At 64.0% G+C, this 26293-nt stretch carries 25 protein-coding genes and 1 pseudogene; 15 read left to right on the forward strand and 11 right to left on the reverse strand.

What is annotated here, in order from left to right; translation table 11 throughout:
• Nucleotides 1-69: 69 nt before the first annotated feature.
• Complete coding sequence (locus ACZYTC_RS26915) at nucleotides 70-1749, reverse strand: cation acetate symporter (protein ID WP_488990973.1); 1680 nt, start codon at nucleotides 1747-1749, stop codon at nucleotides 70-72.
• Nucleotides 1749-2048 (reverse strand): DUF485 domain-containing protein, encoded by a 300-nt coding sequence (locus ACZYTC_RS26920; RefSeq protein ID WP_441771403.1) that lies wholly within the window; start codon nucleotides 2046-2048, stop codon nucleotides 1749-1751. Before ACZYTC_RS26920 ends, ACZYTC_RS26915 begins: the two co-directional genes overlap by 1 nt.
• 325 nt (nucleotides 2049-2373) lie before the next feature.
• Between ACZYTC_RS26920 and ACZYTC_RS26925 the strand changes: the two genes are divergently transcribed.
• The 3 genes from ACZYTC_RS26925 (at nucleotide 2374) to ACZYTC_RS26935 (ending at nucleotide 8408) form a co-directional block, all read left to right on the forward strand.
• On the forward strand, nucleotides 2374-3996 hold the full coding sequence (locus ACZYTC_RS26925; RefSeq protein ID WP_454812553.1) for a Na+/H+ antiporter: 1623 nt from the start codon (nucleotides 2374-2376) through the stop codon (nucleotides 3994-3996).
• Nucleotides 3997-4431: 435 nt separating this feature from the next.
• Nucleotides 4432-6843: a GcvT family protein gene (locus tag ACZYTC_RS26930; RefSeq protein ID WP_488990974.1), complete on the forward strand. Its 2412-nt coding sequence runs from the start codon at nucleotides 4432-4434 to the stop codon at nucleotides 6841-6843.
• Nucleotides 6840-8408, forward strand: coding sequence for a trimethylamine methyltransferase family protein (locus tag ACZYTC_RS26935; protein WP_488990975.1), 1569 nt, complete (start codon nucleotides 6840-6842; stop codon nucleotides 8406-8408). The genes ACZYTC_RS26930 and ACZYTC_RS26935 overlap by 4 nt, the downstream gene beginning before the upstream one ends.
• 172 nt (nucleotides 8409-8580) lie before the next feature.
• Here ACZYTC_RS26935 and ACZYTC_RS26940 read toward each other — a convergent pair whose 3' ends face one another.
• The 4 genes from ACZYTC_RS26940 to ACZYTC_RS26955 all read right to left on the reverse strand — a co-directional run bounded on the left by ACZYTC_RS26940 (nucleotide 8581) and on the right by ACZYTC_RS26955 (nucleotide 11682).
• A complete protein-coding gene (locus ACZYTC_RS26940) occupies nucleotides 8581-9108 on the reverse strand; it encodes a P-loop NTPase family protein (RefSeq protein WP_488991104.1) in 528 nt (175 codons plus the stop codon).
• Between the two features lie 254 nt (nucleotides 9109-9362).
• Nucleotides 9363-10085 carry an MBL fold metallo-hydrolase gene (locus ACZYTC_RS26945; RefSeq protein ID WP_488990976.1) on the reverse strand — a complete coding sequence of 241 codons (723 nt, stop codon included), beginning with the start codon at nucleotides 10083-10085 and terminating at the stop codon, nucleotides 9363-9365.
• 70 nt (nucleotides 10086-10155) lie between these two features.
• Nucleotides 10156-10833, reverse strand: a complete 678-nt coding sequence (locus tag ACZYTC_RS26950; protein ID WP_488990977.1) for an amino acid ABC transporter permease — start codon at nucleotides 10831-10833, stop codon at nucleotides 10156-10158.
• A 9-nt stretch (nucleotides 10834-10842) separates the two neighbouring features.
• Nucleotides 10843-11682, reverse strand: coding sequence for an ABC transporter substrate-binding protein (locus ACZYTC_RS26955; protein WP_488990978.1), 840 nt, complete (start codon nucleotides 11680-11682; stop codon nucleotides 10843-10845).
• A 133-nt stretch (nucleotides 11683-11815) separates the two neighbouring features.
• On the opposite strand from ACZYTC_RS26955, the gene ACZYTC_RS26960 reads away from it, so the two are divergent.
• From ACZYTC_RS26960 to ACZYTC_RS26985, 6 genes and pseudogenes are all read left to right on the forward strand, one after another.
• The gene (locus ACZYTC_RS26960) at nucleotides 11816-12727 is read left to right on the forward strand and encodes a LysR substrate-binding domain-containing protein (protein WP_488990979.1); all 912 of its coding nucleotides are present in this window, start codon (nucleotides 11816-11818) and stop codon (nucleotides 12725-12727) included.
• A 125-nt stretch (nucleotides 12728-12852) separates the two neighbouring features.
• A complete protein-coding gene (locus ACZYTC_RS26965) occupies nucleotides 12853-13443 on the forward strand; it encodes a YceI family protein (RefSeq protein ID WP_434954952.1) in 591 nt (196 codons plus the stop codon).
• A gap of 14 nt (nucleotides 13444-13457) precedes the next feature.
• A complete protein-coding gene (locus ACZYTC_RS26970) occupies nucleotides 13458-14018 on the forward strand; it encodes a cytochrome b (RefSeq protein ID WP_488990980.1) in 561 nt (186 codons plus the stop codon).
• 76 nt (nucleotides 14019-14094) lie between these two features.
• Nucleotides 14095-14754, forward strand: a complete 660-nt coding sequence (nthB, locus tag ACZYTC_RS26975; RefSeq protein ID WP_441771394.1) for a nitrile hydratase subunit beta — start codon at nucleotides 14095-14097, stop codon at nucleotides 14752-14754.
• Nucleotides 14723-14983, forward strand: a pseudogene (locus ACZYTC_RS26980) (nitrile hydratase accessory protein); the annotation flags it as partial. The gene nthB and the pseudogene ACZYTC_RS26980, both read left to right, overlap by 32 nt.
• 2 nt (nucleotides 14984-14985) lie before the next feature.
• Nucleotides 14986-15609, forward strand: coding sequence for a DUF1287 domain-containing protein (locus ACZYTC_RS26985; RefSeq protein ID WP_488990981.1), 624 nt, complete (start codon nucleotides 14986-14988; stop codon nucleotides 15607-15609).
• Nucleotides 15610-15929: 320 nt separating this feature from the next.
• Here the strand turns inward: ACZYTC_RS26985 and ACZYTC_RS26990 are convergent, their stop codons facing one another.
• The 4 genes from ACZYTC_RS26990 to ACZYTC_RS27005 all read right to left on the reverse strand — a co-directional run bounded on the left by ACZYTC_RS26990 (nucleotide 15930) and on the right by ACZYTC_RS27005 (nucleotide 20650).
• A complete protein-coding gene (locus tag ACZYTC_RS26990) occupies nucleotides 15930-17366 on the reverse strand; it encodes a homospermidine synthase (RefSeq protein WP_488990982.1) in 1437 nt (478 codons plus the stop codon).
• Between the two features lie 131 nt (nucleotides 17367-17497).
• Complete coding sequence (locus tag ACZYTC_RS26995) at nucleotides 17498-18064, reverse strand: GNAT family N-acetyltransferase (RefSeq protein ID WP_441771391.1); 567 nt, start codon at nucleotides 18062-18064, stop codon at nucleotides 17498-17500.
• Nucleotides 18065-18223: 159 nt separating this feature from the next.
• Nucleotides 18224-19354: a type III PLP-dependent enzyme gene (locus ACZYTC_RS27000; RefSeq protein WP_434954958.1), complete on the reverse strand. Its 1131-nt coding sequence runs from the start codon at nucleotides 19352-19354 to the stop codon at nucleotides 18224-18226.
• Nucleotides 19355-20026: 672 nt separating this feature from the next.
• Entirely contained in the window at nucleotides 20027-20650 is a 624-nt protein-coding gene (locus tag ACZYTC_RS27005) for a DUF2239 family protein (protein WP_434954959.1), read from the reverse strand.
• A 187-nt stretch (nucleotides 20651-20837) separates the two neighbouring features.
• Here ACZYTC_RS27005 and ACZYTC_RS27010 point away from each other — a divergent pair, with 187 nt between their 5' ends.
• The 6 genes from ACZYTC_RS27010 to ACZYTC_RS27035 all read left to right on the forward strand — a co-directional run bounded on the left by ACZYTC_RS27010 (nucleotide 20838) and on the right by ACZYTC_RS27035 (nucleotide 25465).
• A complete protein-coding gene (locus ACZYTC_RS27010) occupies nucleotides 20838-21326 on the forward strand; it encodes a DUF305 domain-containing protein (RefSeq protein ID WP_488990983.1) in 489 nt (162 codons plus the stop codon).
• 11 nt (nucleotides 21327-21337) lie between these two features.
• Entirely contained in the window at nucleotides 21338-22792 is a 1455-nt protein-coding gene (locus ACZYTC_RS27015) for a YncE family protein (RefSeq protein WP_488990984.1), read from the forward strand.
• A gap of 54 nt (nucleotides 22793-22846) precedes the next feature.
• Complete coding sequence (locus ACZYTC_RS27020) at nucleotides 22847-23374, forward strand: RNA polymerase sigma factor (RefSeq protein WP_488990985.1); 528 nt, start codon at nucleotides 22847-22849, stop codon at nucleotides 23372-23374.
• Nucleotides 23371-24147: an anti-sigma factor family protein gene (locus ACZYTC_RS27025; RefSeq protein WP_488990986.1), complete on the forward strand. Its 777-nt coding sequence runs from the start codon at nucleotides 23371-23373 to the stop codon at nucleotides 24145-24147. The genes ACZYTC_RS27020 and ACZYTC_RS27025 overlap by 4 nt, the downstream gene beginning before the upstream one ends.
• A gap of 115 nt (nucleotides 24148-24262) precedes the next feature.
• On the forward strand, nucleotides 24263-24667 hold the full coding sequence (locus ACZYTC_RS27030; RefSeq protein WP_481273731.1) for an ester cyclase: 405 nt from the start codon (nucleotides 24263-24265) through the stop codon (nucleotides 24665-24667).
• 210 nt (nucleotides 24668-24877) lie between these two features.
• Complete coding sequence (locus tag ACZYTC_RS27035; RefSeq protein ID WP_434954965.1) at nucleotides 24878-25465, forward strand: GNAT family N-acetyltransferase; 588 nt, start codon at nucleotides 24878-24880, stop codon at nucleotides 25463-25465.
• 30 nt (nucleotides 25466-25495) lie between these two features.
• On the opposite strand, the gene ACZYTC_RS27040 is transcribed toward ACZYTC_RS27035, so the two are convergent.
• A complete protein-coding gene (locus tag ACZYTC_RS27040) occupies nucleotides 25496-26182 on the reverse strand; it encodes a DUF1523 family protein (RefSeq protein WP_434954966.1) in 687 nt (228 codons plus the stop codon).
• Nucleotides 26183-26293: the final 111 nt, after the last annotated feature.

The raw sequence follows: 26293 nt of genomic DNA on the forward strand, positions 1-26293 counted from the left end.
CTCATCCCCCTGCCGGAGAAGGTGGCGGCAGCCGGATGAGGGGTGAACCTCATCCGGGCCACCCTTGCCTCAATGCTTGCTGGCCGACGCGGCACCGATACCGGTCTGCGAACGGACATACTGATCGTCGAAGCCGGCCCGGTCCTGGGCGGCGCGCTGGCTGTTGTCGAGCTTGGAGAACAGCCAGATCCCGGCAAAGGCGAGCACCATCGAGAACAGCGCCGGGTTCGAATAGGGGAACGGCGCCGAGCCCTTGGGGTGGCCGAGCACGGCTTCCCACACGCCGGGCGAGAGGATGACGCCGACGAGGGCGGAGATCAGGCCTAGATAGCCCCCGATGACCGCGCCGCGCGTGGTCATGCCACGCCACATCATCGACATCAGCAATACCGGGAAGTTGCAGGAGGCGGCGATGGCGAAGGCTAGGCCAACCATGAAGGCGACGTTGACGTTCTCGAAGGTGATGCCGAGCACCATGGCGACCACGCCGAGCACGACGGTGGTGATCTTGGAGACGCGGATCTCGTCCTGCTCCTTGGCCTTGCCGCCCTTGATGACCGTGGCGTAGAGGTCGTGGCTGATGGCGGAAGCGCCGGCGAGCGTCAGGCCCGATACCACGGCCAGGATGGTGGCGAAGGCGACGGCGGCGATGAAGCCGAGGAAGATGTTGCCGCCGACGGCCGAAGCCAGATGCACGGCCGCCATGTTCTCGCCGCCGCGGATGGAGGCCAGGCCCTTGGCCGGATCGGTCAGGAACTCCGGATTGGTCGAGACCAGGGTGATGGCGCCGAAGCCGATGATGAAGGTGAGAATGTAGAAATAGCCAATGAAGCCGGTGGCGTAGAACACCGATTTACGGGCCGCCTTGGCGTCCGCGACGGTGAAGAAGCGCATCAGGATATGCGGCAGGCCGGCCGTGCCGAACATCAGCGCGAGGCCGAGCGAAATGGCCGAGATCGGATTGGAGATCAGCGAGCCCGGCTGCATGATCGCTTGGCCCTTGGGATGGACCTCGACGGCCTTGGCGAAGAGGGCCTCGGGGCTGAAGGAGAAGGTCGCGAGCACCATCAGGGCCATGAAGGTGGCGCCGCCGAGCAACAGGCAGGCCTTGATGAGCTGCACCCAGGTGGTGGCGACCATGCCGCCGAAGGTGACATAGAGCATCATCAAGACACCGACGATAACGACGGCGTAGCTGTATTGCAGGCCGAACAGGAGCTGGATCAGCTTGCCGGCCCCGACCATCTGCGCGATCAGGTAGAAGGCGACCGTGACCAGGGTGCCGCAGGTCGCCAGCACGCGGATCGGCGTCTGCTTGAAGCGGAAGGACGCTACGTCGGCGAAGGTGAACTTGCCGAGATTGCGCAGGGGTTCGGCGATCAGGAATGTCACGATCGGCCAGCCGACCAACCAGCCGATCGAATAGATCAGGCCGTCATAGCCGGAAAGATAGACCAGGCCGGAAATGCCGAGGAAGGAGGCGGCCGACATGAAGTCGCCTGCAATGGCAAGACCGTTCTGAAAACCGGTGATGCCGCCGCCCGCCGTATAGAACTGGGAGGTCGACTTGGTCCGCCTGGCTGCCCAGGCGGTGATAGCCAGGGTAAGGAGCACGAACAGGCCGAACATGATGATGGCGTGCCAGTTCGTGGCCTGCTGCTGCACGGGCCCCGAGACCGCATCGGCGAAGGCCCGATTTACAGTCAGGGCGAGGATAGGGGCGGCGAGGAGAAGGGCGCTGCGTGCCATCAGCGGGCCTCCTCGACGATTTCACGGGTCAGCGTGTCGAATTCGGCATTGGCCTTGCGGACATAGATGCCCGTGAGGATGAAGGCGGTGATGATGACGAGCAGGCCGATCGGAATGCCGATCGTGGTCACCCCAGTACCCAGATGCTGGCCCAGCACGCCGGGCAGATAGGCGACGACCAGGATGAAGCCGAAATAGATGATCATCATGATGGCCGAAAGCGTAAGGCCAAGCGTTCGCCGGCGCCTTACGAGTTCCTGATATTTTGGATTTTGCTCAATGGATTTGTAAGAAGACATTGCGTTTCCCCCGACGACACCTTGCAGGCAAGGCGGCCCAAATGTTTTGCAGGCCCACCGTCCGGTTCAACCTAGAATTAAGCCAACATGTCGCGCAATGGACAATTGCGGCTATTCCCAATCCATTGAACGCCTTGCGCTTGTTGTTGGGAGCTATTCCGATGATCGGGCTTCGGCCGTACCGGATTCCTTAGGAGAGTCGTTACCGGCCAGAGGGAATGTTGGATCCGACGCACCCCGGAGAACTGGTGAAAACTCGGACTGGTCAACAATATCTTAACAGCCGCTACCTAGCTTGACCGCGTCACGAGCGGATAAGGCGGGCATGGAGACGATCTCGGTCATTCTACTTTTGTTGCTGGCGGTCGTTCTCAGCGGCGCGCTGGCCAGGATGCTGCCGATCGTCCTGCCGCTGCCGCTGGTCCAGATCGGTTTCGGCGCGCTCATCGCGTCCTTCGCCAGCTTCAAGGTCGAGCTCGACCCGCAGGTCTTCTTCCTCCTGTTTCTGCCGCCGCTTCTGTTCCTGGATGGCTGGCGCATCCCCAAGGACGGCCTGTTCCGCGACAAGGGGACGATCATAGAGCTCGCTTTGGGCCTGGTGGTCTTCACCGTGATCGGTGTCGGCTTCTTCATCCACTGGATCATCCCTTCCATGCCGCTGGCGGTGGCTTTTGCGCTTGCGGCCGTCGTTTCGCCGACCGATCCCATCGCGGTATCGGCCATCGCTGCCAGGGTCCCCGTGCCCAAGCGGCTGATGCATGTGCTGGAAGGCGAATCGCTGCTGAACGACGCCTCCGGCCTCGTTTGCATGCGTTTTGCCGTCGCCGCGGCCTTGACCGGCACCTTCTCCTTCACCAGCGCGCTCGGCACTTTCATCTGGGTGGCGAGCGGTGGCGTCGCCATCGGCATCGCCGTTACCTGGGGGGCGTCCCTCGCCAATCGCTGGGTCGCCCGCCGCTTCGGCGACGAGGCGGGTTCGCAGGTGCTGGTCAGCCTGCTGATCCCCTTTGCCGCCTATCTCCTCGCCGAAGAACTGCATTGCTCAGGCATCCTGGCTGCCGTCGCCGCCGGCATGACCATGAGCTATGTCGAGCGCCTCGGCCAGTCGCTGGTCGCTGCCCGCATGCGCGGCGGCGCGGTGTGGGACATGGTGCAGTTCGCTGCCAACGGCATCATCTTCGTGCTGCTTGGCGAGCAGATCCCGCAGATCGTCGCCGCTGCGGCCGAAAGCCACGGTGCGATCTGGATGATCGTCTATGTCCTCGCTATCACGCTGTCGCTGGCGATCCTGCGTTTCCTGTGGGTGTGGACCTCGCTGCGCTTCACCCTGTTCCGGGCCGCGCGCAAGGGCAAGGTGGAGGTACTGCCGAGCTGGCGGCTGATCGCCGCCGCTTCGTTGGCCGGCGTGCGCGGTGCCATCACCCTGGCCGGCGTGCTGACGCTACCCCTGACACTGACCGACGGTTCGCCTTTCCCGGCGCGCGATCTTGCCATCTTCCTGGCGGCCGGGGTGATCGTGATGTCCCTGGTGGCTGCGAGCGTGGGGCTTCCCCGCCTGCTCAAAGGCCTTGAGCTGCCGCCCGAGCCCTCGCATCAGGAGGAAGAGGACCAGGCCCGCATCGCCGCGGCGGAAGCCGCGATCAAGGCGATCGAGCGGACCCAGCACGAATTGGGGCTGGGGCGCAGCGATGCCGATCTCTATGCCGATGCCAGCGTGCGCATCATGGATCTCTATCGCCAGCGCATCGACGGGCGGCTGCAGACCGGTGAGGAAGCCGAGCTGACGCGCCGCATCGACGAGATCGAGCGCCAGCTGCGCCTGGCGGGCCTCAGGGCCGAGCGCGACCAGATCTTCCAGTTCGCCCGGACCCGGCGGCTTTCGGATGAGGTGGCCCGCAGATTGGTGCGCGAGCTTGATTTGCTGGAAGCACGCTTCGCGACGGGGTGAGCCCTGGAATCGCAGGCTTCCGGCCTGCGTCGTGGAAACGCTATGCCTGTGGCAGGCGAAGATGCAGGCTGGAAGCTCATAGGCGCCAACTTTGCGGCCAGAGGCGCGGGTAGCGTGGAGGGTCGATCTCCACAGCTCCATCAATTGATGGAGCGAGATCGACCACCTTTGTCCTCTATCTCGCTCGGCATTTCCAAGATGGCCAATCTGGTGCCACCACCCAAAGTTGGCGCTCATGGGCTGGAAGCCTGCGGTCCCAGGGGCAATGCGTTTCCTTATCCATCATTTGTTTCCTATCCTCACTTTTAGCCTGAAAAATCTGATGAGTTGACTCTAGTCATGTTTGTTTTGTCATCAGGACGTTTTCCCTACCATCGTCGCGGAGCGGCCTGATGTCGTGTATCAGGGACCTGTTGCCGTGAAAGGGTCCCGAGGATGAAGAGCGAAGTGCGTGCCGTGGTCATCGGCGGTGGCGTGGTGGGATGTTCCATCCTCTATCACCTGGCCAAGATCGGTTGGACGGATGTCGCGCTCATCGAGAAGAACGAGCTGACCTCGGGTTCGACCTGGCACGCCGCCGGCGGCATGCACACCTTCAATGGCGATGCCAACGTCTCCAAGCTGCAGAAATATACGATCGACCTCTATCGCGAGCTGGAGGCCCTGACGGGCCAGTCCTGCGGCATCCACGCCAATGGCGGCCTGATGCTGGCCGCCAATGAGGGCGAGATGGACTATCTGCGCCTCGTCGCCAGCCGTGCCCGCTATCTCGACATGGAAACCGAGATCATCCCGGTGGCCGAGGCCAAGCGTCGCAACGTGCTGATCGAGGAGAAATACTTCACCGGCGCGCTCTGGCGCTCGGATGGCGGCCATGTCGATCCCTGGGGCACCACCCATGCCTATGCCGGCGCAGCCCGCAAGCTCGGCGCCGAGATCCATCGATTCACCCGCGTTACAGGCCTCAGCCAGCGTCCCGACGGCTCCTGGGACGTCGCCACCGACAAGGGCTCCATCCATGCCGAGCATGTCGTCAATGCCGGCGGCCTGTGGGCCCGCGAGATCGGGCGGATGGTCGGCATCGAGCTGCCGGTGCTGGCGATGGAGCACCACTATATCGTCACCGAGGCCATCCCGGAGCTGGAAGGACTGGACAAGGAGATCATCAACACCACCGATTTCTCCGGCGAGATCTATGTGCGCCAGGAAGGCAAAGGGGCTCTGCTTGGCACCTACGAGCATAATTGCACGCCCTGGTCTGTTGACAAGACGCCGGATGATTTCGCCACCCAGTTGTTGCCCGACAATTTCGACCGCATCGCCCCAGAACTCGAAGTCGGCTTCGAGCATTTCCCCGCTGTCGGCCGGGCCGGCGTGAAGAAATCGATCAACGGCCCCTTCACTTTCGCGCCGGACGGCAATCCGCTGGTCGGCCCGGTCAAGGGCCTGCCGAATTTCTGGGTGGCCTGTGCCGTGATGGCGGGCTTCAGCCAGGGTGGCGGCATCGGCCTGACCCTGTCGCGCTGGATGGCCGAGGGCGATCCGGGTGCCGACATCATGGCCATGGACGTCGCACGCTTCGGTGTGTTCGCCACGCCGCGCTATACCAAGGCCAAGGTGATCGAGAATTACCGCCGGCGCTTCCGCCTTGCCTTCCCCAACGAGGAGTTGCCGGATGCGCGGCCGCTGCGGCGCACGCCTGTCTATGGCCGCCTGAGACGAGCGGGTGCCGTGTTCGGCGCTAATTTCGGCCTGGAGCATGCGCTCTGGTTCGCCCCGCCCGGGGTCGACCCCGTCGAGAACCCGACCTATCGGCGCTCCAACGCCTTCCCGCATGTCAGGGACGAATGCCTGGCGGTGCGCGAGGCCGTCGGCATCTACGAGACCTCCAACTACGGCAAATACGAGATCGAGGGCGCCGGCGCCCGCGCCTGGCTCGACAAGCTGCTGGCCTGCAAGCTGCCGAAACCCGGCCGCATGGCGATCGCGCCGATGCTCAACCCCGAGGGGCGCATCGTCGGCGATCTCTCCATCGCCTGCCTTGCCTTGGACCGCTATCTCCTGATCGGCTCGGGCTTCGCCGAGGCCTATCACCTGCGCTGGTTCTGGCTGCAGAACCCGCCCGCCGACGTGCATGTGCGCTCGGCGGCATCGACGCTCACGGGTTTCTCCATCGCCGGCCCCAATGCCCGCACGCTGATGCAGCGCCTGGTGCGTGAGGACCTCTCGCCCGATGCCTTCAAGCTCTTCGCCGTAAAGGAAACCGCCGTCGGCATGTCCCCGGTGATCTTCTCCCGCGCCGGTTTCACCGGGGAGCTCGGTTATGAGATCTGGGCGACGCCCGACTACCAGGCCACGCTCTATGATGAGATCTTCGAGGCCGGACGCGATCTCGGCCTCAGGCATTTCGGCGGCCGGGCTCTGTCGTCCCTGCGCATCGAAAAGGCCTATGGCTCTTTCAACAAGGATTTCAGGCCCGATTACACGCCTGCCGAAACGGGTCTCGATCTCTTTGTCGACTTCAAGAAGGAAGGTTTCACAGGTCGCGACGCCGTGCTCGCGGAGCGCGAGCGGGGCCCGAAGAAGAAATTCACCGTGCTGGAGGTCGACACCGATACCGAGGTGATCGGCTATGAGCCGATCCTCAAATCGGGCAAGGTCGTCGGCCACGTCACCTCCGGCAGCTATGGCCATTATGTCGGCAAGAGCGTGGCCATCGGCTACATCAAGTCCGAATATCACGAGGACGGCGGCGAATTCGCCATCGACATCTTTGGCAGGGAATGCCCGGCCATCATCCGCAAGGCTCCCTTGCACGATCCGAACGGCGGAAGGTTGCGCGGATGAGCCAGGATCCCTCGGACCAGCCTATCGCCCGCGAGAACACGCCGCCGGAGCACGGTCGTGCCGGCCGCCGCGAACGCGGCAGCCGCAACACTGGGGCGGCAACCCCGCCGATGCCGCGGCTCACCAATCGCTTCGCGCCGGTCGACATCCTCTCGCCCGAACAGGTCGAGCGCATCCTCGATGCCGCCTTCACCCTGCTCGAAACCGACGGCATGAAGATCCTCAGCCCGAGGGCGCGTGAGACCTATCGTACCCACGGAGCGCTGGTGGACGAGGCGACGCAGATGGTGCGCCTCGGCCGCGATATCGTCGAGGCCATGCTGGCCAAGGCTCCGTCGTCCTTTGTGCTGCATGCACGCAACCCCGAGCGGGACCTGCATGTCGGCGGCAATGTCGTCAATTTCGGCCCGGTCAACGGCGCGCCCAATGTGCGTGACCTCGAGCGCGGCCGGCGCTATGGCGACTTGGAGGCCTTCCGCGACATCCTCAAGATCACCAATGGCCTGGGCCTCCTGCATTGGCAGGGCGGCGTGGTGGTGGAGCCGGTCGATATCGCCGTCCCCGTGCGGCACCTGGAAATGTATCGCGCCCATATCGAATTGTCGGATCTGGTCTGGGCGGCGCGCGGTGTCGGCGGCGTGCAGGCGCGTGATGCGCTCGCCCTTTCGGCGGTCGAGCACGGCTGCAGCATCGAGGCCCTGGCGGACCGTCCAACCCTGATGACGGTGACCAATGTCAACTCGCCCCGCGTGGTGGACGAGGAGATCATGGACTCCATCATGACCATGGCCGAGCATGGCCAATGCGTGGTGATCACTCCCTTCACCTTGATGGGCGCCATGGCACCGGTAACTTTGGCCGGTGCCCTGGTGCAGCAGACGGCAGAAGCCTGCGCCATCATGGCTCTCTGCCAGATGCTGCGTCCCGGCGCGCCCTGCGTGATGGGCGGCTTCACGTCGAATGTCGACATGAAGACGGGTTCGCCCGCCTTCGGCACGCCCGAATATGTCAATGCGGCCCTGGCGACCGCCCAGCTCGGTCGGCGCCTCGGCGTGCCGGTGCGCACCAGCGCCGTCAATGCCAGCCCGGCGCCGGACGCTCAGGCGACCTGGGAGACCAGCTTCTCGCTCTGGGCAGCGATCATGAGCCATAGCCACCTCATCAACCACGCGGCCGGCTGGCTCGAGGGCGGCCTGTCGGCCAGCCTCGAAAAGATCGTGATCGACGCCGAATTGCTGCGCGGCTGGGCCGAGATCCTCAAACCCATCGAGTTCGGCGACGACGAGATCGCCCTCGATGCCATCCGCGGCGTGGCGCCGGGCGGCCATTTCTTCGGTTCGCCCCACACGCTCGCCCGCTATGAGAATGCCTTCTACCGCCCCGTGCTCTCCGATTGGTCCAATTTCGAGAACTGGCGCGATGCCGGCGAACGCACCGCGACCGACCGTGCGCTCGGGATTTGGAAGAAAACGCGGGATGCCTATGTCCCGCCGCCGCTCGATCCGGCCGTGCGTGATGCGGTGGACGCCTATATCGCCAAGCGCAAGGAGGAGATCGGGGAGTGACCCCGGTTCACTTTGGGGAACGGCTCTGATTTGTCATAGCCGGGCTTGACCCGGCTATCCAGAAGCCACGCACGCAACAGGGCTTAGGACTGGATTGCCGAGTCAAGCCCGGCAATGACAAAGCTCGCGCGAGTTCGAATGACGTATGAGTGAACCGTGTTGGGCATAGTCCCTACAAATCCCAGGCCCTATAGAGTTCATTGAGCGCTTTCGCCGTATGGCATTCGACGGCCGGCAGGCCGGACTGGCCGATGATCGCCGTGTATTTGCTGCTGCTGTCGCGGGTCTTGACCAGGATCCAGTGGATCATCTCCCATTTGAGGCTGTCCTTGGCACCTGCCAGATGGCCGGCACGGCTGGAGCGGTTGACCAGCGTGCGCTTGAGATAGCGATAGAAGCGCAGCCAGTGATGGGAAGTGATCAGGATCGCGCCGGTGGCCCGGGCGAAGCGCTGGGGCATCAGGCGCGAATAATTACCCTCCATCACCCAGCGCTCTCCCATGATGGCGGCATCGTGCAGGGCCGCGAACTCCGCCTCTGGCCGGGGCTGCCAATCGGTATGGGGCCGATGGTGAAGCTGGTCGAGGTGGATGGCGGGAACCGCGAGCTTTCTGGAGAGGGCGACGGCGAGCGTCGACTTGCCGGCATTGGAGGGGCCGAGGACGACGATGCGCTCGCTGAGGCAGGCCAAGGGCAGCATGGTGGCACCGATCAGGAAAATTGGGGGCGAGCCCAATGCGCCAGGCAGCCGGTCTTGTCAATGTCGGCAAGCCGGTAGATGCGGCCAATCTTATATCAAGGGCGCCGAGCTTGATCCGTCATCCCCGGCGAGGCCACTGGCCGAGGGAAGGGGATCCAGGGGCTATGGGCGGCACCTCTGGCCCCTGGATCCCCTTCCCCTCGTTGCGCTCGCGAGTGGCTCAGCCGGGGATGACAAGTCAAAGATTTCTCTTCTCAATCCCGCAGATAGTCGAGAGCGATCGCCTGCATGGCGGCGCGGTCCATGCTGTCACCATGGCCGCCATGAGCCACCGCGATGTCGAGCCGGGCCAGGCGCTCCATCGTCCTGCGATAGACTATCTTATCGGCGCCCGGCACGTCGTCGACGAGGCCGCCGCGATAGATCGCATCGCCGCTGAAGAACAGGCCGCCCTGCTCGTCCAGTAGTCCGATCGATCCGGGTGAATGGCCCGGCAGATGCAGCACGCGCAGCCTGACATTGCCGAGATCGATGGTGTCGCCCTCCGCCAGACACGCGATGAGGGGAGCGGGGTCGAGGCGATAGTCTGCCGCCTGCCAGGATGAGACCGGCGGACGTGTGACGGCACCGTCCATGTCGCGGAACAGTGAGGCGAGCGTGTCATCGTCGCGCATCTCGGCGAAGGCCGCCTGCTCGGCGACATGGCCGAAACGCTGCTCGAATTCGTGGAAGGAGCCGACATGGTCGACATGGCCGTGGCTTGCCACCGCCAGGACGGGCTTGCCTTCGGTGAGTTCCAGGGCGCCCCGCAGCGAGGACAGGCCCATGCCGAAATCGAGCACCAGATCGGCATCGCGGCCCCTGAGGTGAAAGATGTTGGCCTGGAAGAAGGCGTGCACGCAGGGTTCCCACAGCCGGGTCAGGTCGGGCGTAAGGCTTTCCCTGGCAAACCAGGCAGTAGGAGGGACCACGGTCATGCCGTTACTCCAGGATCAAGGCGTGATTTCTTCGAATGGGGCTGCGCGACGTTTATGGAAGGCGGGAACATCAACGCCGGCCTCGCGCGAAGATCGCCTCGGTCCGCATCTGGATGGCGGTCAGGATCGAGACCATCACAAGATAATAGACCAGCGCTGCGCCATACCACTCCATGAAGCGGAAGCTGGTGGCGATGGCATATTGGGTGACAGTCATCAGTTCCTTGAGCGAGATCACCGTGGCAAGCGACGTCGTCTTCAGGAGCGTGATGAACTCGCTCATCAGGGCGGGCAGGGCGATGCGCATGGCCTGGGGCAGCGTAACGAGGACGAAGATCTGGCCGCGATGCAGGCCGAGCGCCGCACCGGCTTCACGCTGCCCCGGCCCCACGGCCGCGAAGGCGCTGCGCAGGATCTCGGTGAGATAGGCCACCTGGATCAAGGTGAGTGCGATGAAGGCGGCCAGGAAGGGCGAGAACCAGCCGGCCCGGAACAGCGGCGAAAGCTGGGGCAGGCCGTTCCAGATGAACAGCAACACCAGCAAAGCCGGCGTTCCGCGCAGCAGCCAGACATAGCCGACGATGCTCCAGCGCAGCAGGCGCCGCGGCGAAATGGCGAGGGAGGCCGTGCCCATGGCCGTCAGCATCGACACGGCCATTACCACCAGCGACAGCGCGATGGTCAAGAGGGCGCCTTCGGCCAGGGGCCAGCCGAAGACGGCTTCGAGGAACAGATGGAAATCGAACATCGCGCCGGGTCATCGAGCCGCAGCGCCGTCGATCTCGACTGCCTGGGGCGACAGGTTCCATTTCTTCAGGATGTCCTGCATGCGGCCATCCGCCTGCAAGGCCTCGAGGCCGGCTCGCACGGCGTTGCGGTCGCCAACATCCTTGCGCAGATAGATCGCGTAAAATTCCTTGTCGGGATAGGCATAGGGCATCTGCAGCCGCCCGGGCGTTTGCGCCATGCGATAGGCTGCCGTGGTGTCGAGGGTGATGGTCGCGGCCGCGCGGCCGACGAGGATCTGCTGGATGACGGCCGCGGCCGAGGGATAGGGCTGCAGCACGGCCTCGGGCCGTCCGGCCTTGGCAAAGGTGGCGTTGAGGGCGGCGAGAGTCGGCTCGAAACTGGTGCCTGCCTCGACGGCGACGGTCTTGCCGCTCAGATCCTCGGGGGTGCGGGGTTCGCTGTCGCCGGCAGCCGTCACCATCACGGTGGAGGTCTTGAAATAGGCGATGCCATCATATTTCTGCAGCCGCTCGGGCCGCAGCGTGATGCCGCTGATGACGGCATCGCAGCGCTGGGAATCCAGCGAAGGCAACAGGCCCTTGAAGTCGCCGACGACATAGTCGGTCTTGGCCCCCCATTGCCTGGCCAGTGCCTCAGCCACATCGATCTCGAAGCCGACAAGGGCCTTGTCGCCGGGCTTTTCGTAGAATTCCATCGGCGGGAATTCGCCGGCGGTGCAGACCTTGAAGGTGCCGTTCTGCACGAAGGAGGGGACATCCGCCGCCCGTGCCGGCCCGATGGAGATCCACGGGAAGACGGCAAGGCCGCATAGAATGGCGCATGCGATATGGTTCTTCGTCGAGCGCATGGAAGCGTTCCCCTGATGCCGTGATCCCGGCCGTTCTGTTCTGGATGACCAGACTTTCAGGCAGGGAAAGCATGGAAACAAGCTAAATGTTCTGCTAGTTAAAGGAGCAGAAAAACTAAATGATCTGACTCACATGCTTCCGCCGCTTCATGCCTTCAAGGTCTTCGAGGTCGTCGCCCGGCTCGGCCATGTCGGGGCTGCCGCCGCCGAACTGCATGTCACGCCAGGGGCGGTGAGCCAGCAATTGCGTTCCCTACAGCTCCATCTCGGCGTGGAACTCTTCACCAAGACAGGCCGCCGGCTGATGCTGACGGAGGCGGGCCTGGGATTGCGGCAATCTGTCGGGGCCGCCATGGCCGAGATCGGCGAAGGCGTGCGCAATCTTACGGCGCAGCGCATCGACAGCCAGGCGGAGGTCGTCGTCAACCTCTGCATTCCGCCGGTGCTGGGCACGACATGGCTCGCGCCCCGGCTGTTCGCCTTCATGGCGGAGCATCGCCACCTCAGGCTGCAGGTTTCCTCCGGCGTCGAGTTCCACGCCATCGACTGGCGCAGGACCGATGTTGCCATCGTCTATGGCAACCCACCCTGGCCGGGCTTCTGGTGGCGCATGCTGCATGGCGTCTATCTGATGCCGGTCTGCAGCCCGCAATTGCTGCGCGGGCCGCATGCTATCCGCCACCCCGCCGACGTGCTGCATCATCGCCTGTTGCATGAAGACGACGGATCGGAATGGCGCCGCTGGCTGGCACAAGCCCGGGTGAAATATCCGGGTGCGGCCGACATCTATTTCGGCGACTTCGCCCTCATCCTGCAGGCAGCGCGGGATGGCCATGGCGTCGCCTTGGTGGACGACGTGATCTCGGCGCGCGATCTCGACGAAGGTAGGCTCGTGCAGCCGCTGACGCAGCGTGTGCCGGCGGCCAAGAACTATCACTGCATCTGCAGCGAGGAAAACCTCGCCAAGCCGGAGATCGGCGCCTTGGTCGACTGGCTGATCGATCAGGCTTCGCGCGCGCCGGCGCCGCGCATCGGCCTGGGCTAGGACACGTCGTCTTTCTCCTGCTCACCCCGTTGTGATCGGCCTATCATCGGGAACACGAATAAAATCCGGCCCGGTGTGTTTTCCAGCCGAACCTCCTGTGTGACGGATCGAGACGGAATTGAGCCATGACCACCGCCAGACTGAATAGGCTCTCTCTGGGAGCCATACCCGTGATCATCTGCCTGCTCGGCGCCAGCCAGGCCGATTCTGCGCAAGCGCGCAACTGGCGCATCAATCCAGCCCGAACGTCGGTGGGCTTTGTCGTCGACGGCATCGGCTGGCCGCGCACCAAGGGGCGCTTCCATGATTTCGATGGCAGGATCTCGATCAATTTCGACAATCCCGCCGCCAGCCGCGTCACCTTCAAGGTCGTAGCGAAATCGGTGGATGTCGGCTCGCCCTCCTTCAACGACTATCTGCGCACCGATGCCTTCTTCGACGTGGCGCAGTATCCAACCATCAGCTTCACGTCCACCAAGGTCGAGAAGGTCGATGGCAGCCATGCCCGGGTCACGGGCGACCTCACCATGCGCGGCGTCACCCGCCCGCTCACCATCGACGTCGCGCTGGACAAGCCCGCCAACGGGGGCAGCTCGCAGATCGGCTTCCGCGCGACCGGGGTGATCAAGCGCCTCGCCTTCAACATGAGCGCGGGCTTTCCGGCGATCAGCAACGATGTCGACCTGATCGTCACCACTGAGGCGCAAGCCCAGTGACGGGAGGCGTGGTGATGAAGGCGAGGCCATCCCTCCGTCATCGCTGGAGTGCGACCGGGCAATTTCTGCATTGGTCCTGCGCCGCGCTCATCCTGTTCATGCTGGGGCTCGGCCTCGTCATGGTGGAATGGGTGGAGGACCAGGGCGAGCGCTTCGATCTCTATCAGCTGCACAAGAGCCTGGGTGCCCTCGTCTTTCTGATGATGGCCCTGCGTGCCGCCTGGCGCCTCCTGGCCAGGGCACCGATGCTGCCGCAGACCATGCCGCGCCATGAGCGCGTGCTGAGCAAGGCGGTGCATGCGGCGCTTTACGGCCTGATCTTCGCCATGCTGATCACCGGCTATGTGATGATCTCGGCCTCGCCTCTGCCGCTGCCGATCCAACTGCCGGGGGGAGGGCATGTTCCCAATCTCGTTGCGCCCGATTTCGAGCTTTCCGAGCAGATGAAGGCGCTGCATCACCGGGTCGCCTGGATCTTGATCGGCCTCGTCCTCCTGCACGTGGCCGCTGCCCTCAAGCACTGGCTGTGGGATCGCGACGGCGTGCTGCAGAGCATGCTGCCGGGGCGAGGGTGAGGCTTCATTGCTTTTGCCAAGCGGGACCGACTCCGCGTAAGACAGGCTGGTGGCCTTGCCTTTCTCGGAGTTTGGCATGAACGGTGCGCAGGACCTCGGCGGCATGATGGGCTTCGGGCCGATCGCGCCGGAAAAGGACGAACCTTTCTTCCACGCCGCCTGGGAGAAGCGGGCGATGGCGGTGACGCTGGCGATGGGCGCGACCGGCTCCTGGCCGCTCGACGCCGGGCGCTATGCGCGCGAGAGCCTGCCGCCGGCGGACTATCTGTCCTCCTCCTATTACGAGATCTGGATCAAGGCCCTGATCAAGCTCATGCTGGCGAAAGCGCTGGTCAGCGAGGCAGAGCTTGCCGAGGGGCAGGCGATCGAGCCGGGCAAGCCGCTCAAACGCGTGATCAAGGCGGCCGAGGTGCCGGCCGCGTTGGCCGCCGGCACGCGCTGCGATCGCCCGGCGAGCCAGCCCGCGCGTTTTGCCGCCGGCGAGGGGGTGCGGGCACGCAACGAGCACAAGCTCACCCATACGAGGTTGCCACGCTATGCGCGCGGGCATCTGGGTACCATTGTCGAAGCCCATGGCATGTTCGTGCTGCCTGACAGCAACGCCCATGGCGAAGGCGAGAATCCCGAATGGCTCTATACGGTGCGCTTCGCCGGTACCGAACTCTGGGGGCCGCAGGCCGACCCGACGCTGACCGTGATGCTCGATCTGTGGGAGAGCTACCTTGACCCCGCTTGACGCCATTCCTTCCATTCCGCGCGACCGCGGCGAACCCGTGTTCCGCGAACCCTGGGAGGCCCGCGCCTTCGCGCTCGCCGTCTCCCTCCACGAAAAAGGCGTGTTCACCTGGCCAGAATGGGCGCAGGCACTGGGCGGCGAGATCGCGGCAGCGCCCGCAGACGACGGCTCGCATTATTACAAGCACTGGCTGTCGGCGCTGGAGAAACTGGTGGGAAGCAAGGGCCTGGTATGAACGAAGTCACGCGTCGACGGGTCCTGCTATCGGGTCTTATTGCCCTGGCTGCCGGAATGGCTGGCGCGCAGAGTGCGGAAGCCGCAGCAGCCGGTTGGCGCGAGAACCTGGTGGATGCGGCGCGGGGACAGATCGGCGTCACCACCCTCTATGATCCCGCCTATAAGCGCATCGCCTATCCCGGCGGCGACGTGGCGCCCGAGCGGGGCGTGTGCACCGACGTGGTGGTGCGCGCCTATCGCAAGGCCTTCGCCCTCGACCTCCAGCGTCTGGTGCACGAGGACATGAAGGCCGGCTTTGCCGCCTATCCCAGGAATTGGGGCATGCGAGCGCCGGATCCCAATATCGACCACCGCCGCGTGCCCAATCTGATCGCCTTCTTCAAGCGCAAGGGCACGCTGCTGCCGGTGACCGCCGATCCGACCGATTACTTGCCGGGCGACCTGGTCACCCAGATGCTGCCCGGCAATCTGCCGCATATCCTGATCGTCTCGTCGGAGGTCTCGGCCGAGACGCCGGGGCGCCGGCTGGCGATCCACAATATCGGGCAGGGTGCGCGGGAAGAGGACGCCTTGTTCGCCTTCCCGCAAACAGGCCATTTCCGTTTCGCGCCGGCGTAGGAGGGCTTTTTCCCCTACGTGCTCAGCGCTTCAATCAACTCGGCCTGCATTCCATCGTTGCAGGATAAGGCGCGGCTGACCTTCTCCAGCGCAGCTGGGGAAGGTGGCATTTCGAAGAAATGACGGATGGGGTGTGGGCCGCTAGCGGGGCCAGAACCAGTTGAGCACAGGCTCTACATACTGTTGGGGGCCGGATCGGATGGGTGGAGCTTGCGGGCCACACCCCATCCGATCCGGCCTTGCCGGGTCGCCTTCCCCACTGCGTGGAGAAGGCTTGTCGCGTCTCGCTTTGCCGCCTCTCAATGAGAAGGCAAGATTGTTCACCGCACCAGGATGTTGCGGAACTGCCAGGGATCGGAGGTGTCGATGTCCTCCGGGAAGAAGCCCGGCCGGCCGTCGAGCGGGGTCCAGTCGGTGTAGTAGCCCTTGACCGGGCCGAGATAAGGCTTCTGCACTTCCAGGCAGCGGCGGAAGTCCATTTCGTCGGCTTCGACGATGCCGGCTTCCGGATTCTCCAGGGCCCAGACCATGCCGGCCAGCACGGCCGAGGTGACCTGCATGCCGGTGGCGTTCTGGTAGGGCGCGAGCTTGCGGGTCTCCTCGACCGTGAGCTGGGAGCCATACCAATAGGCGTTCTTGCCATGGCCGTAGAGCAGCACGCCGAGCTCGTCCGCACCGTCCTCGATTTCCTTCTCGTCGAGGATGACGAACTTGTCCTGCGCCTTGCCGGCCGCGCCGAACATCTCGTGCAGCGAGAGCACGGCATCGTTGGCCGGGTGATAGGCGTAGTGGCAGGTCGGGCGGTAGACCGCCTCGCCATTCTCGCGCACCGTCAGGTAGTCGGCGATCGAGATCGCCTCGTTATGGGTGACGAGGAAGCCATATTGCGGGCCGGGCGTCGGGCACCAGCTCAGCACGCGGGTATTGGCGCCGGGCTGCAGCAGGTAGATCGCCGCGCCGCAGCCTTCCTTGTGAGTGCGGCCGGTCTCGGGCATCCAGGTCTCGTGCGTGCCCCAGCCCAGCTCCGCCGGCTGCAGGCCTTCGGAAATGAAGCCTTCCACCGACCAGGTGTTGACGAACACGCCGCGCGGCTTGGGATGCTTGGCGCGCTGGGTATCGCGCTCGGCGATATGGATGCCCTTGACGCCGACCTTATGAGCGAGCGCGGCCCATTCCTCACGGGTCTTGGGATCGGCGGAGCCATTGCCGGTTGCCTCGGCGACGTCGAGCAGGGCCTGCTTGACGAACCAGGAGACCATGCCGGGATTGGCACCGCAGCAGGAAACGGCCGTCGGGCCACCGGGCGTGCGGCGCTTGGCGGCCAGCATGCTCTCGCGCAGGGCATAATTGGTGCGCGCTTCAGGACCGGCGTTCTTGTCGAAATAGAAGCCGAGCCAGGGCTCGACCACCGTGTCGATATAAAGGGCGCCGAGGCTGCGGGCGAATTCCATCAGGTCGACGGAACCGGTGTCGACCGAGAGATTGACGCAGAAGCCCTGGCCGCCGCCGGCGGTAAGCAAAGGCTGCAGCAGGCTCTTGTAGTTGTCCTTGGTAACGGCCTCCTGCACGAAACGAATGCCGTGCTCCTCGATGATCTTGCGGTCGGCATCGAGCGGATGTGGGTCGATGATGACCATGCGCTCCTTGTCATATTCGAAATGACGCTCGATCAGCGGCAGCACGCCGCGACCGATCGAACCGAAACCAATGATCACGACGGGGCCGGAAATCTTACCGTAGACAGGCCATTGAGCCATTCAATCCTCCAAAATGTGCGAGCCCCAGCGTTTAGGGGCTGGGGCCCGCGGGTGCAAGTTTTGTCGCGAATATGTGAAGACGCGATGACGCCTCGGGGAGCGCCACGGGCAAAGGGACCCTTCCCCGAAGATTACGCTGCGAAGCGGAAAGTTGCTTCGTTGGCTGCCCTGGCAACGAGCGCCGCGAAGTCGGGTGCGGTTTCGAGTTCGCCGGTGGCGTTCACCAGGCCGGCCGCTCCCACCAGTCCATCGGGCACCAGCTCCAGGCCGAGGAAGCGGTTGCGCTCCACCGGGCCGGGCAGCCAGAGGCGCTCGGTGAGATCGGTCGAAAAGCCGAAACGGCTGTAATAGGGAGCATCGCCCACCAGCAGGATGGCCTTGTGGCCATATTCCTGGGCATAGCCGATGCCGTGCCACATCAGGCGCGCGCCGAGACCTTCGCTGCGATACTGGCCATCGACAGCGAGCGGGCCGAGCAACAGGGCCGGCCGGCCCGGGCCGGCGGAGATGTTCCACAGGCGCAGCGTGCCGATCAGCCGGTTGTCATCGACGGCGGTGAAGGCCAGGCCCTTGGCCGGCAGGCGGCCTTCGCGCAGGCGCTCGCTGGTCTTGGCGAAACGGGACGGACCGAAGCAGGCGTCGAGCAGCGCCTCGCGAGCTTCGAGATGGGCAGAGGTTTCGGGAACAATACGGATCATGGCCGTGGCTCCTAGCAAAAGGAGAGCGACAGCCCTCGCACCGATGAAACGGCCGTACGGGACACAACTATCCCCAAAGGCCGGATCGGACGCCCGGCTTGGGAGACGACGGAATGGCTGGAGGTCGGAGGAGCGATTTCTACCGCTCCTCGCTGAATCTCAGATCACCACGGAAGCCAGCGGCGGGAAGCCGTTGAAGCCGATGGTGGAATAGGTGGTGGTGTAGGCCCCGCAGGCCTCGATCAGCACCTTGTCACCGATCGACAAGCTCACCGGAAGATCATAAGGGGTCTTCTCGTAGAGCACGTCGACGCTGTCGCAGGTCGGTCCGGCCAGGACGCAGGGCGCCTTGGCATCGCCGTCCCGCTCGGTGCGGATCGGATAGCGGATGGCCTCGTCCATGGTCTCGGCGAGGCCATGGAACTTGCCGATGTCGAGATAGACCCAACGGATCTCGTCCGTTTCGGCCTTCTTGGACACCAGCACCACCTCGGCCTCGATCATGCCGGCATCGCCGACCATGCCGCGGCCTGGCTCGATGATGGTCTCGGGCAGCTGGTTGCCGAAATGGGTACGCAGCGAGTTGAAGATCGCGTCGCCATAGGCGGGAACGCCGGGCATGGCGCGCAGATACTTGGCCGGGAAGCCGCCGCCCATGTTGACCATCGACAGCGTGATGCCGCGCTCGGCCATCTCGCGGAAGATGCCGGCAGCCGTGGCGAGGGCGCTGTCCCAGGCCTGAACATTGCCCTGCTGCGAGCCGACATGGAACGACACGCCATAGGCAGTGAGGCCCAGGATCTGGGCATGCTCGAGCACGTCGGGGGCCATGGACGGGGCGCAGCCGAACTTCTTCGACAGCGGCCATTCGGCGCCGGCGCCATCGCACAGGATGCGGCAGAACACGCGCGAACCAGGGGCGACGCGGGCGATCTTCTCGACCTCGGCCACGCAATCGACGGCAAACAGGCGCACGCCGAGCTGGAAGGCGCGAGCGATGTCACGCTCCTTCTTGATGGTGTTGCCGAAGGAGACGCGATCGGCACCGGCGCCGGTGGCCAGGGCCTGCTCGATCTCCACCACGGAGGCGCAGTCGAAGCTGGAGCCGAGGCCGGCCAGCAGGTTCAGGATCTCAGGAGCCGGGTTGGCCTTGACGGCGTAGAAGACGCGGGTGTCCGGCAGCGCATGCGCGAACGCCCGATAATTCCGCTCCACCACGTCGATGTCGACGACGAGTCGGGGGCCGTCGGCGGGGGTGCGTCGGAGGTAGTCGAGGATGCGGTCGGTCATGGCGGGTCTCCCCAAAATCCAAAAGTCTCAAGGATCGGTGCGTCGCCGCGGCCGCCGCGGGGTGGAGCCGCGGACGATCGATGCTGATGCGCCGCCCACCGCCGGAAAGGCCGGATGCCTCGCCGCGACGGGATGCAAATCGCCACGCAACGGAACAAGCCGCCGCATGGTTCGGAACTGCCTTGGATTGGATCGGGATACCCGGTCCGCACGCCTGGCAAAGAGAAACAAGCCTCTTCAGTCGCTGGATATGGAAACCAGCCGAGACCAAAAAAGCCCGCTTCGTCGTTGCTTCAAGCTGCGTCCCCCGCGGAGTACGGGGTTCACCGGTCGCCTCCGGCTGCCGATCGTTGTTCGGGATTCGATGACTTTGGCACCTCAGTGCTTGATCACCTCAAGAGACCACTGCCGCGATCCCTAGTCCATCCCTGGCGACCGTCCAGCCTCTTGTCTGGATGTCCACCGACCGACACGCGGCCACAGGCACGTGCGAAATTGGGCAAGGCGGGAAATAGGAAGAATGGGCGTCATATGCAAGAAAAAATTTTCGCCCGGGCCGAAATTTTTCTGCGTTGCAAAAAGTGAAAATTCGCGTGGCCGGCAAAGGAGTTACGTCAGGGGCGCCCGGCAGGTTTGTCACGGAGGCTGGCCGGAGCCCGATCTTGGCCTGTTTCAGGCGTGCAGGCTCCCGATTGCGGGCTTGTATCGCTCCTGCCCCTTGCCATTGCCTTGCGGTGCAAGCGTGAAGGCCGCCTCCGCCAGCTTGTGCGCGTGCCTGCTGATGTCATCGGGCCAGCCGGCGATCATGGCGGTGAATTTTTCGTTGTCGCCGGCGAACAGGGCGCGAATCGCTTCCTCGTAATGTGGTTCGTTGCCGGCCATGGCGCTCATGAAACGATAGGCAGCCTCGCGCGCTTCACGCAGCCGATCCGTCGCCTCGGAGGCATGGCGCGCTTCGTCCACCAGCCGGCGCAGCACCACCGAGGCGCCGCCCGGCTGTGAGGCCAGCCAGTCCCAATGACGCGGCAGCAAGGTGATTTCGCGGGCGACGACGCCGAGCTTCGGACGCCCAGGCCCACGTGGCGGTGGCTCGATCAAGGCATAGCGGGCGCGGATGTCATCCGGCGTGCCGCGCAAATCCAGGTCAACAGGCCGACCGGTGGCATCTTCGAACACCTGTACGGGCAACGCCTCACCCGAATCCTGGGCCTGGCGGATGGCCAGGGCAACGGTGGTAGCGTCACCTTCGGCCAGACGCTGGCGCCCGGCAAAGGCGATAAGGGCAAGATGGGTCATGATCCCGGATCCTGTTGGGCGCGCAGGATAGGCTTGGGTCGAATGGATGTCAATATTATCCGGGTGAATATGGGTCCGATAGGGAGCCCGAGACAGCAAAGCAGAAAATTTCCCGCGCGATGGAATAAACGCTGCCCCCGGTTGTCCACCCAGTTGAGCTCGTTCGAAACACCACGGGACACCAAACATGATCGTTCAGCGCAAGGCCGCCCTCGTCGTGCTGGCCTGGATCCTGGCTGCCGGCTTCGTGCCGGCTGCCGCCCACGATACCGAGCACCATGGATACGAGGCCATGCCGGCCTCCGCCGAGGCACCGTTCCTCCGGGAAAACGATGCCGCGATGTCGAAGATGATGAGCGCGATGGCGGTCAAGCCGACCGGCAATGTCGATCGCGACTTCATCGAGATGATGATCCCGCATCACCAGGGCGCGATCGACATGGCCCAAACCTATCTGCGTTACGGCAGCAATGAACAACTCAGGCGCATTGCCCAGGAAATCATCGTCGAACAGCAACAGGAAATCGCCGCCATGCGCCTGGCAGTGGGGGATCCGGTGCCTCCTCCGGCCTCCGCTCCGACGCAGGCCCGGCCCTTTACCGGCGTTCTCCTCAATCCGCCCGCCAACGACAATCCCCCGCCTCCTGCCATGTCGATGACGGGAGCGGGCAAATGAAGGACTCATCCATGCGCCGCACCCTTTTTGCCTTCGGCCTTCTCGCTGGCACCATGCTGGCACCGGTTGCCGGTTTTGCTGGGCAGGTGCCAGGATCGGCGTCGGGTGCCGACATTCCGATCAGCCACAGGGATCGCCTCTATGCGGCCGAGCAGTTCTCGAACACCGTCTCGGTCAGCGATCCCGTGGACAACAAGCTGCTCGGCGTCATCCGGCTCGGTGATCCCCAGCCGGGCAATCTCAGTCCGCTCTACAAGGGTCAGGTGCTGGTCCACGGCATGGGCTTTTCTCCCGACCATAAAACGCTGGCCGTCGTTTCCATCGGCTCCAATTCCGTGACCTTCATCGATACAGCGTCCAACGCGGTCAAGCACACCACCTATGTCGGGCGTTCCCCGCATGAAGCCTTCTTCACACCGGATGGCAGCGAAGTCTGGGTGACGGTGCGGGGTGAGGATTATGTCTCCGTCATCGATGCCGGCACCTTCGAGGAAAAGCTAAGGATCAAGGTTCCCGGTGGGCCGGGCATGCAGATCTTCTCGCCGGACGGCAAATACGGCTATGTCTGCTCGTCATTCAACCCGCAGACGGTCGTCGTGTCCACGGCCGATCACAAGATCGTCGGGAGCGTCAAGCAGGCGAGCCCCTTCTGCCCGAACATTGCGGCCTCGGCCGATGGAAAGCAGGTGTGGTTCATCCTCAAGGACATCGGCAAGACGCAGGTCTTCAAGGCCGAGCCTCCCTTCGATCTCGTCAAGACGCTCGATACGGGGCCGATCACCAATCACGTCAACCTCGTGGTCAACAAGAATGGCAGCTTCGCCTATGTCACCATTGGCGGGTTGAACGAAGTGAAGGTGTTCCGCACCGATGATTTCCGGCAGGTCGCGACCATTCCGGTCGGCAATCTGCCGCATGGCATCTGGCCCTCCGGCGATGGCAGCCGGGTCTATGTCGGCCTCGAGAATGCCGACCAGTTTGCCGTCATCGACACCTTGACCAACAAGGTGATCGCCACCATTCCGATCGGGCAGGCGCCGCAGGCCGTCGCCTATGTCCCCAATGCCGTGCCTGAGGGCGACGGCCTGCAGAACCTGGTGCCGCTCGGCACTTCCGGTGAGGCCGCCCATCTGAAGCTTGCGCCCGGGGGAAGCGGGGACAAGACCGCCCCGACCAGCGTATCCTTGTTCGACCAGGGCCTGACTCAAATCCTCCAGGCCGCCGTCAGTGGACTCGAACCGAAGAAGTCCTATGTCCTCGCGCTTTCGAGCCAGCCGGATGGAGGAGGGCCGTTGCAGCCGCTTTCGGCCTTCACCACGAACCCGGCCGGCTCCGCCATCGTCAATGCCGTCGGACCGATACGCCAGATCGTCGAAGCCAGGCGCAAGGACGAGAGGCGGTTCCTGGTGGTTGCGGCCTCCACGCCGGGAAAGCCCGACGAAGTGGTCCAGGTGCAGGTTCAATGAGCGACCGGCGCGCTCGCTTCGGCCATCCCGGCGAGCGGGAGCAGTGTCAAGGCCATGAGTGACCTGCAAAGGCTTGTCGAGCCGATGATTCCCGCCTTGCGACGGTATGCCCGGGCCTTGCTGAGGGATGCCGTCGCCGCCGATGACCTGGTCCAGGATTGCCTGGAACGGGTGATCGCGCATTGGCAGCAGCGGCGCGGCAAGGATCCGCGCACATGGGCGTTTGCCATCCTGCACAATCTCGCCGTCAACCGGCTTCGACAGAAGGCGCGGCGTGGCGATCATCTGCCGTTCGAGGATGTCGAGGAAGGCGTTCTTGTCCATCGGCCGACCCAGGAGGACGCCCTGGTCCATGCCGACCTCGTCTCGGCGCTTGCGCAGCTTCCGGATGACCAGCGCAGCCTGCTCCTGCTGGTCTGCGTCGAAGATCTTTCCTACGCCCAGGTTTCCGACATATTGGCGATCCCGATCGGAACCGTCATGTCGAGGCTCTCACGCGCCCGCGAACGCCTGCGGCAAATTCTTGAAAACTCTGACCGATCTGCCACCAGGCGCGGCGGCCATCTGCGGAGTGTGAAATGACTGAGAAACCGATTTCCGAAGATGATCTCCACGCCTATATCGACGGCGCCCTCGACGAGGCCCGCCGGGCGGAGATCGCTTCCTATCTCCACGCGCATCCCGACATCGCCGCCCGCTTTGGGTCCTATGCCGGCCAGCGTTCGGATCTGCGTACCGCCTTTGCTGCGATCGCGGACGAACCCATTCCCACCAGGCTCAACCTGGCTCACATGATCGATATGCAGCGGCGGCCCCACGTTTCGCGATGGTGGGCTACGGCCGCCGCCATCCTGCTTCTCGCCATCGGCGGTTCGGGGGGATGGCTTTTGCGCGAGATGACATCCATACCCCAGGAGGGAGTGGGCGCCTTGGCCCGCGAGGCGTCGGCGAATTTCAGTGCCTATGCCTCGGATACCGTCCGGCCGGTCGAAATCCGTGCCGACAAGGCAACCGAGCTCGCCGATTGGGCGGCTGAACGGATGGGGCGCAGGCCTGTCTTGCCGGACCTGTCGAAGGCGGGGTACCGGCTGATGGGCGGGCGGGTCGTGTCAACGCCTCACAGCCCGGCGCTCATGCTGATGTATGACGACGATCGCGGCGGCCGCCTCGTGATGTTGACCAGGCCGATGGCCGTGGACCAGGACAGGGCGATGGCGGCCCATTCGGAAGGCACGGTCGATGGCTGGACCTGGGCAAGCCGTGGCATGGGCTACAGCCTCGTCGGATCAATGCCGGCCGAGACGCTGCATCCGCTGGCCGACGATATCCGCAAGCAGGTTCTGGGAAACATATAGGCGTTGCGCCTGGCCCATCCGGGGTCGATCATCGCTGCTACGACCGGACAATGATTGCCGGGGCGGGCGTCGGTGGGTGGACAGGTCTGGTGATGGATCTTTGGGGAGGTTGAGGATGGCCGAAGAAAACAAGCAGTTGGTTCGTGACTTCGTGGAGCACGTCATCAATGGCCGGAATCTCGATGCTGCTGGCGATTACATGGCGGAGGACATGATCGAGCTGGTTCCCTTCCCAGGGCAAGGGCCTGGTCTTGCCGGGCTGAAGGATGTGCTTCGCGGCATGTTCGCTGCGTTTCCCGACATGCACTGGACCATCGAGGAACAGATCGCCGAGCAGTCCAGCGTGCTGACCCGCTTTACATGGACAGGCACGCATGAGGGGGAATTCTTCGGTGTTCCCGCCTCGGGCCACACTGTGTCGGTTTGGGGCATGGTGATCGATGGCTTGGAGCGCGGCAGAATCAAGCGCTCGCGTATCCTGATGGACGTGTTCGGCCTCATGCAGCAAATCGGAGCCTAGCCTACCCGCCAGTTCCGGCGCTTGCCGTTGGCCGGCCTCCGATTGCCGGTTTCCGCATGGCCTGAAAAAGGAGGAAGGCACCGGCTTTCATTCCCTGCATAGCAGCTTTGAGTGCGGTGCAGCAGAGGTCTCTTGCAATTATTGCTGCGGTGCACAATATTTGGCGCACAGGGAGGTGACGACTCGAGGGTAAGCCACGAGGACTGCGAGATGAACCAGGTCACCACCATAGCCCCCAGGGGCATTATCCGGCAGTTGAGACCGTCCGATCTGCCGAAGTTTCGCGATCACCTGCTGCGGCTGGACCGTGAGAGCCGGCATGACCGCTTTAATGGCGGCATCAGTGCCACCTTCATCGCCGACTATGCCGAGCGCAGTTTCCGCGGCGGCGCCACCGTCATCGGCTATGTCGAGGACGATCAGGTTCTCGGCGCGGCCGAACTCCATGAACTGCCCGAATTGTCCGAGCCGACGGCGCAGATCGCCTTCAGCGTCGAGCGTCATCGCCAGCATCAGGGCATTGGCGGACGCTTGTTCGCGCGCCTGCTGCTGCACGCTCTCGGCCTCGGCTATACCCGCCTCGAGGTCACCACCCATGCCGACAATGCCAGTATGAAGGCTCTGGCCCGCCGCTTCAACGCCAAGCTCAGCTTCGCGCAGGGCGAGACCACGGGCGTGATCGAGCTCGATCCGGCTGTGACGCTGGAGCACCCCGCCTTCGAGGCGATCGGCGAAATGCTTCCGGGACCGCTGACCCTGACGATCGTGGGCGATGGTATCGCGCGAGCGGCAGCCTGAGGCATTCAGGCCGGAGACGGGTCTCCAATCCTACTTGTAGCGCCGCTGGTTCTTTGGCTTCCAGCTATCCAGCCAGCGCCGGATCCGTGCCATGAAACCCGTGGCCCGGCTCGAGACGGCGACGGCATGATCGTCGACGGCATCAGCCGCGGCGCTGACATGGTTTTCGATACGGGTCAGCATCGGGTCGAGCCGCTCGCGCTTGAAGCGGCGCAGGCGGAAATAGAGCCAGATCAGGGCGATCGCCAGGCCGCCGAACACGAAGATCCGCATCCAGGGAATGACATACTCGTCCGGCCCGCTGGCGGCGCGGATCGAAAGGACGTTGGGGAACATGGTCAAATAGGTGACGCGCCAGCCATAGCTCTTGATCACCACCCATTTCGGGCTTTCGGTACTGGACTGGAAGGACTGGGCCGCCGCCATCAGGTTGCCGGAGTCGAACTTGTAGTACCAGGGAAAGCCCCAGTCGGTATCCTCGTTGCGATAAACCCTGAGGGTGCCGCTGGGATAGACGGTGTTGATGAAGCGTACGTCGCGCGTATTGGTCGCCTGCACATTGGGCGCTTCACTGTCGAAGAAGCCGGAGCTGTCGAGGCGCTTGGTGTCGGTGCCGACGATGCGCACCACGTCATAGCGCGGCAGCACCTGGTCGAGCCAGCAATAGCCGACCGTGAGCACCAGGACGATCAGGATCCATTTGAACAGACGCAGCATGAACCAACCTTGGAGCGCGGACATCCCGGCGACATGCCTTCATGTCGCGGTGTCCGCTCTTAGCGATTTGAGAGGTAGGGTGTTTTTAAGGGGCGGACAAGATGTCCGCGC

It is taken from the genome of Labrys sp. F242 (genome assembly GCF_057813875.1).

Excerpts from the sequence above, each read along its gene's own strand:
- ACZYTC_RS26915 (WP_488990973.1), bottom strand. The coding sequence starts at position 1,749 with ATGGCACGCAGCGCCCTTCTCCTCGCCGCCCCTATCCTCGCCCTGACT.
- ACZYTC_RS26920 (WP_441771403.1), bottom strand. The coding sequence starts at position 2,048 with ATGTCTTCTTACAAATCCATTGAGCAAAATCCAAAATATCAGGAACTC.
- ACZYTC_RS26925 (WP_454812553.1), top strand. The coding sequence starts at position 2,374 with ATGGAGACGATCTCGGTCATTCTACTTTTGTTGCTGGCGGTCGTTCTC.
- ACZYTC_RS26930 (WP_488990974.1), top strand. The coding sequence starts at position 4,432 with ATGAAGAGCGAAGTGCGTGCCGTGGTCATCGGCGGTGGCGTGGTGGGA.
- ACZYTC_RS26935 (WP_488990975.1), top strand. The coding sequence starts at position 6,840 with ATGAGCCAGGATCCCTCGGACCAGCCTATCGCCCGCGAGAACACGCCG.
- ACZYTC_RS26940 (WP_488991104.1), bottom strand. The coding sequence starts at position 9,108 with ATGCTGCCCTTGGCCTGCCTCAGCGAGCGCATCGTCGTCCTCGGCCCC.
- ACZYTC_RS26945 (WP_488990976.1), bottom strand. The coding sequence starts at position 10,085 with ATGACCGTGGTCCCTCCTACTGCCTGGTTTGCCAGGGAAAGCCTTACG.
- ACZYTC_RS26950 (WP_488990977.1), bottom strand. The coding sequence starts at position 10,833 with ATGTTCGATTTCCATCTGTTCCTCGAAGCCGTCTTCGGCTGGCCCCTG.
- ACZYTC_RS26955 (WP_488990978.1), bottom strand. The coding sequence starts at position 11,682 with ATGCGCTCGACGAAGAACCATATCGCATGCGCCATTCTATGCGGCCTT.
- ACZYTC_RS26960 (WP_488990979.1), top strand. The coding sequence starts at position 11,816 with ATGCTTCCGCCGCTTCATGCCTTCAAGGTCTTCGAGGTCGTCGCCCGG.
- ACZYTC_RS26965 (WP_434954952.1), top strand. The coding sequence starts at position 12,853 with ATGACCACCGCCAGACTGAATAGGCTCTCTCTGGGAGCCATACCCGTG.
- ACZYTC_RS26970 (WP_488990980.1), top strand. The coding sequence starts at position 13,458 with ATGAAGGCGAGGCCATCCCTCCGTCATCGCTGGAGTGCGACCGGGCAA.
- nthB (WP_441771394.1), top strand. The coding sequence starts at position 14,095 with ATGAACGGTGCGCAGGACCTCGGCGGCATGATGGGCTTCGGGCCGATC.
- ACZYTC_RS26985 (WP_488990981.1), top strand. The coding sequence starts at position 14,986 with ATGAACGAAGTCACGCGTCGACGGGTCCTGCTATCGGGTCTTATTGCC.
- ACZYTC_RS26990 (WP_488990982.1), bottom strand. The coding sequence starts at position 17,366 with ATGGCTCAATGGCCTGTCTACGGTAAGATTTCCGGCCCCGTCGTGATC.
- ACZYTC_RS26995 (WP_441771391.1), bottom strand. The coding sequence starts at position 18,064 with ATGATCCGTATTGTTCCCGAAACCTCTGCCCATCTCGAAGCTCGCGAG.
- ACZYTC_RS27000 (WP_434954958.1), bottom strand. The coding sequence starts at position 19,354 with ATGACCGACCGCATCCTCGACTACCTCCGACGCACCCCCGCCGACGGC.
- ACZYTC_RS27005 (WP_434954959.1), bottom strand. The coding sequence starts at position 20,650 with ATGACCCATCTTGCCCTTATCGCCTTTGCCGGGCGCCAGCGTCTGGCC.
- ACZYTC_RS27010 (WP_488990983.1), top strand. The coding sequence starts at position 20,838 with ATGATCGTTCAGCGCAAGGCCGCCCTCGTCGTGCTGGCCTGGATCCTG.
- ACZYTC_RS27015 (WP_488990984.1), top strand. The coding sequence starts at position 21,338 with ATGCGCCGCACCCTTTTTGCCTTCGGCCTTCTCGCTGGCACCATGCTG.
- ACZYTC_RS27020 (WP_488990985.1), top strand. The coding sequence starts at position 22,847 with ATGAGTGACCTGCAAAGGCTTGTCGAGCCGATGATTCCCGCCTTGCGA.
- ACZYTC_RS27025 (WP_488990986.1), top strand. The coding sequence starts at position 23,371 with ATGACTGAGAAACCGATTTCCGAAGATGATCTCCACGCCTATATCGAC.
- ACZYTC_RS27030 (WP_481273731.1), top strand. The coding sequence starts at position 24,263 with ATGGCCGAAGAAAACAAGCAGTTGGTTCGTGACTTCGTGGAGCACGTC.
- ACZYTC_RS27035 (WP_434954965.1), top strand. The coding sequence starts at position 24,878 with ATGAACCAGGTCACCACCATAGCCCCCAGGGGCATTATCCGGCAGTTG.
- ACZYTC_RS27040 (WP_434954966.1), bottom strand. The coding sequence starts at position 26,182 with ATGCTGCGTCTGTTCAAATGGATCCTGATCGTCCTGGTGCTCACGGTC.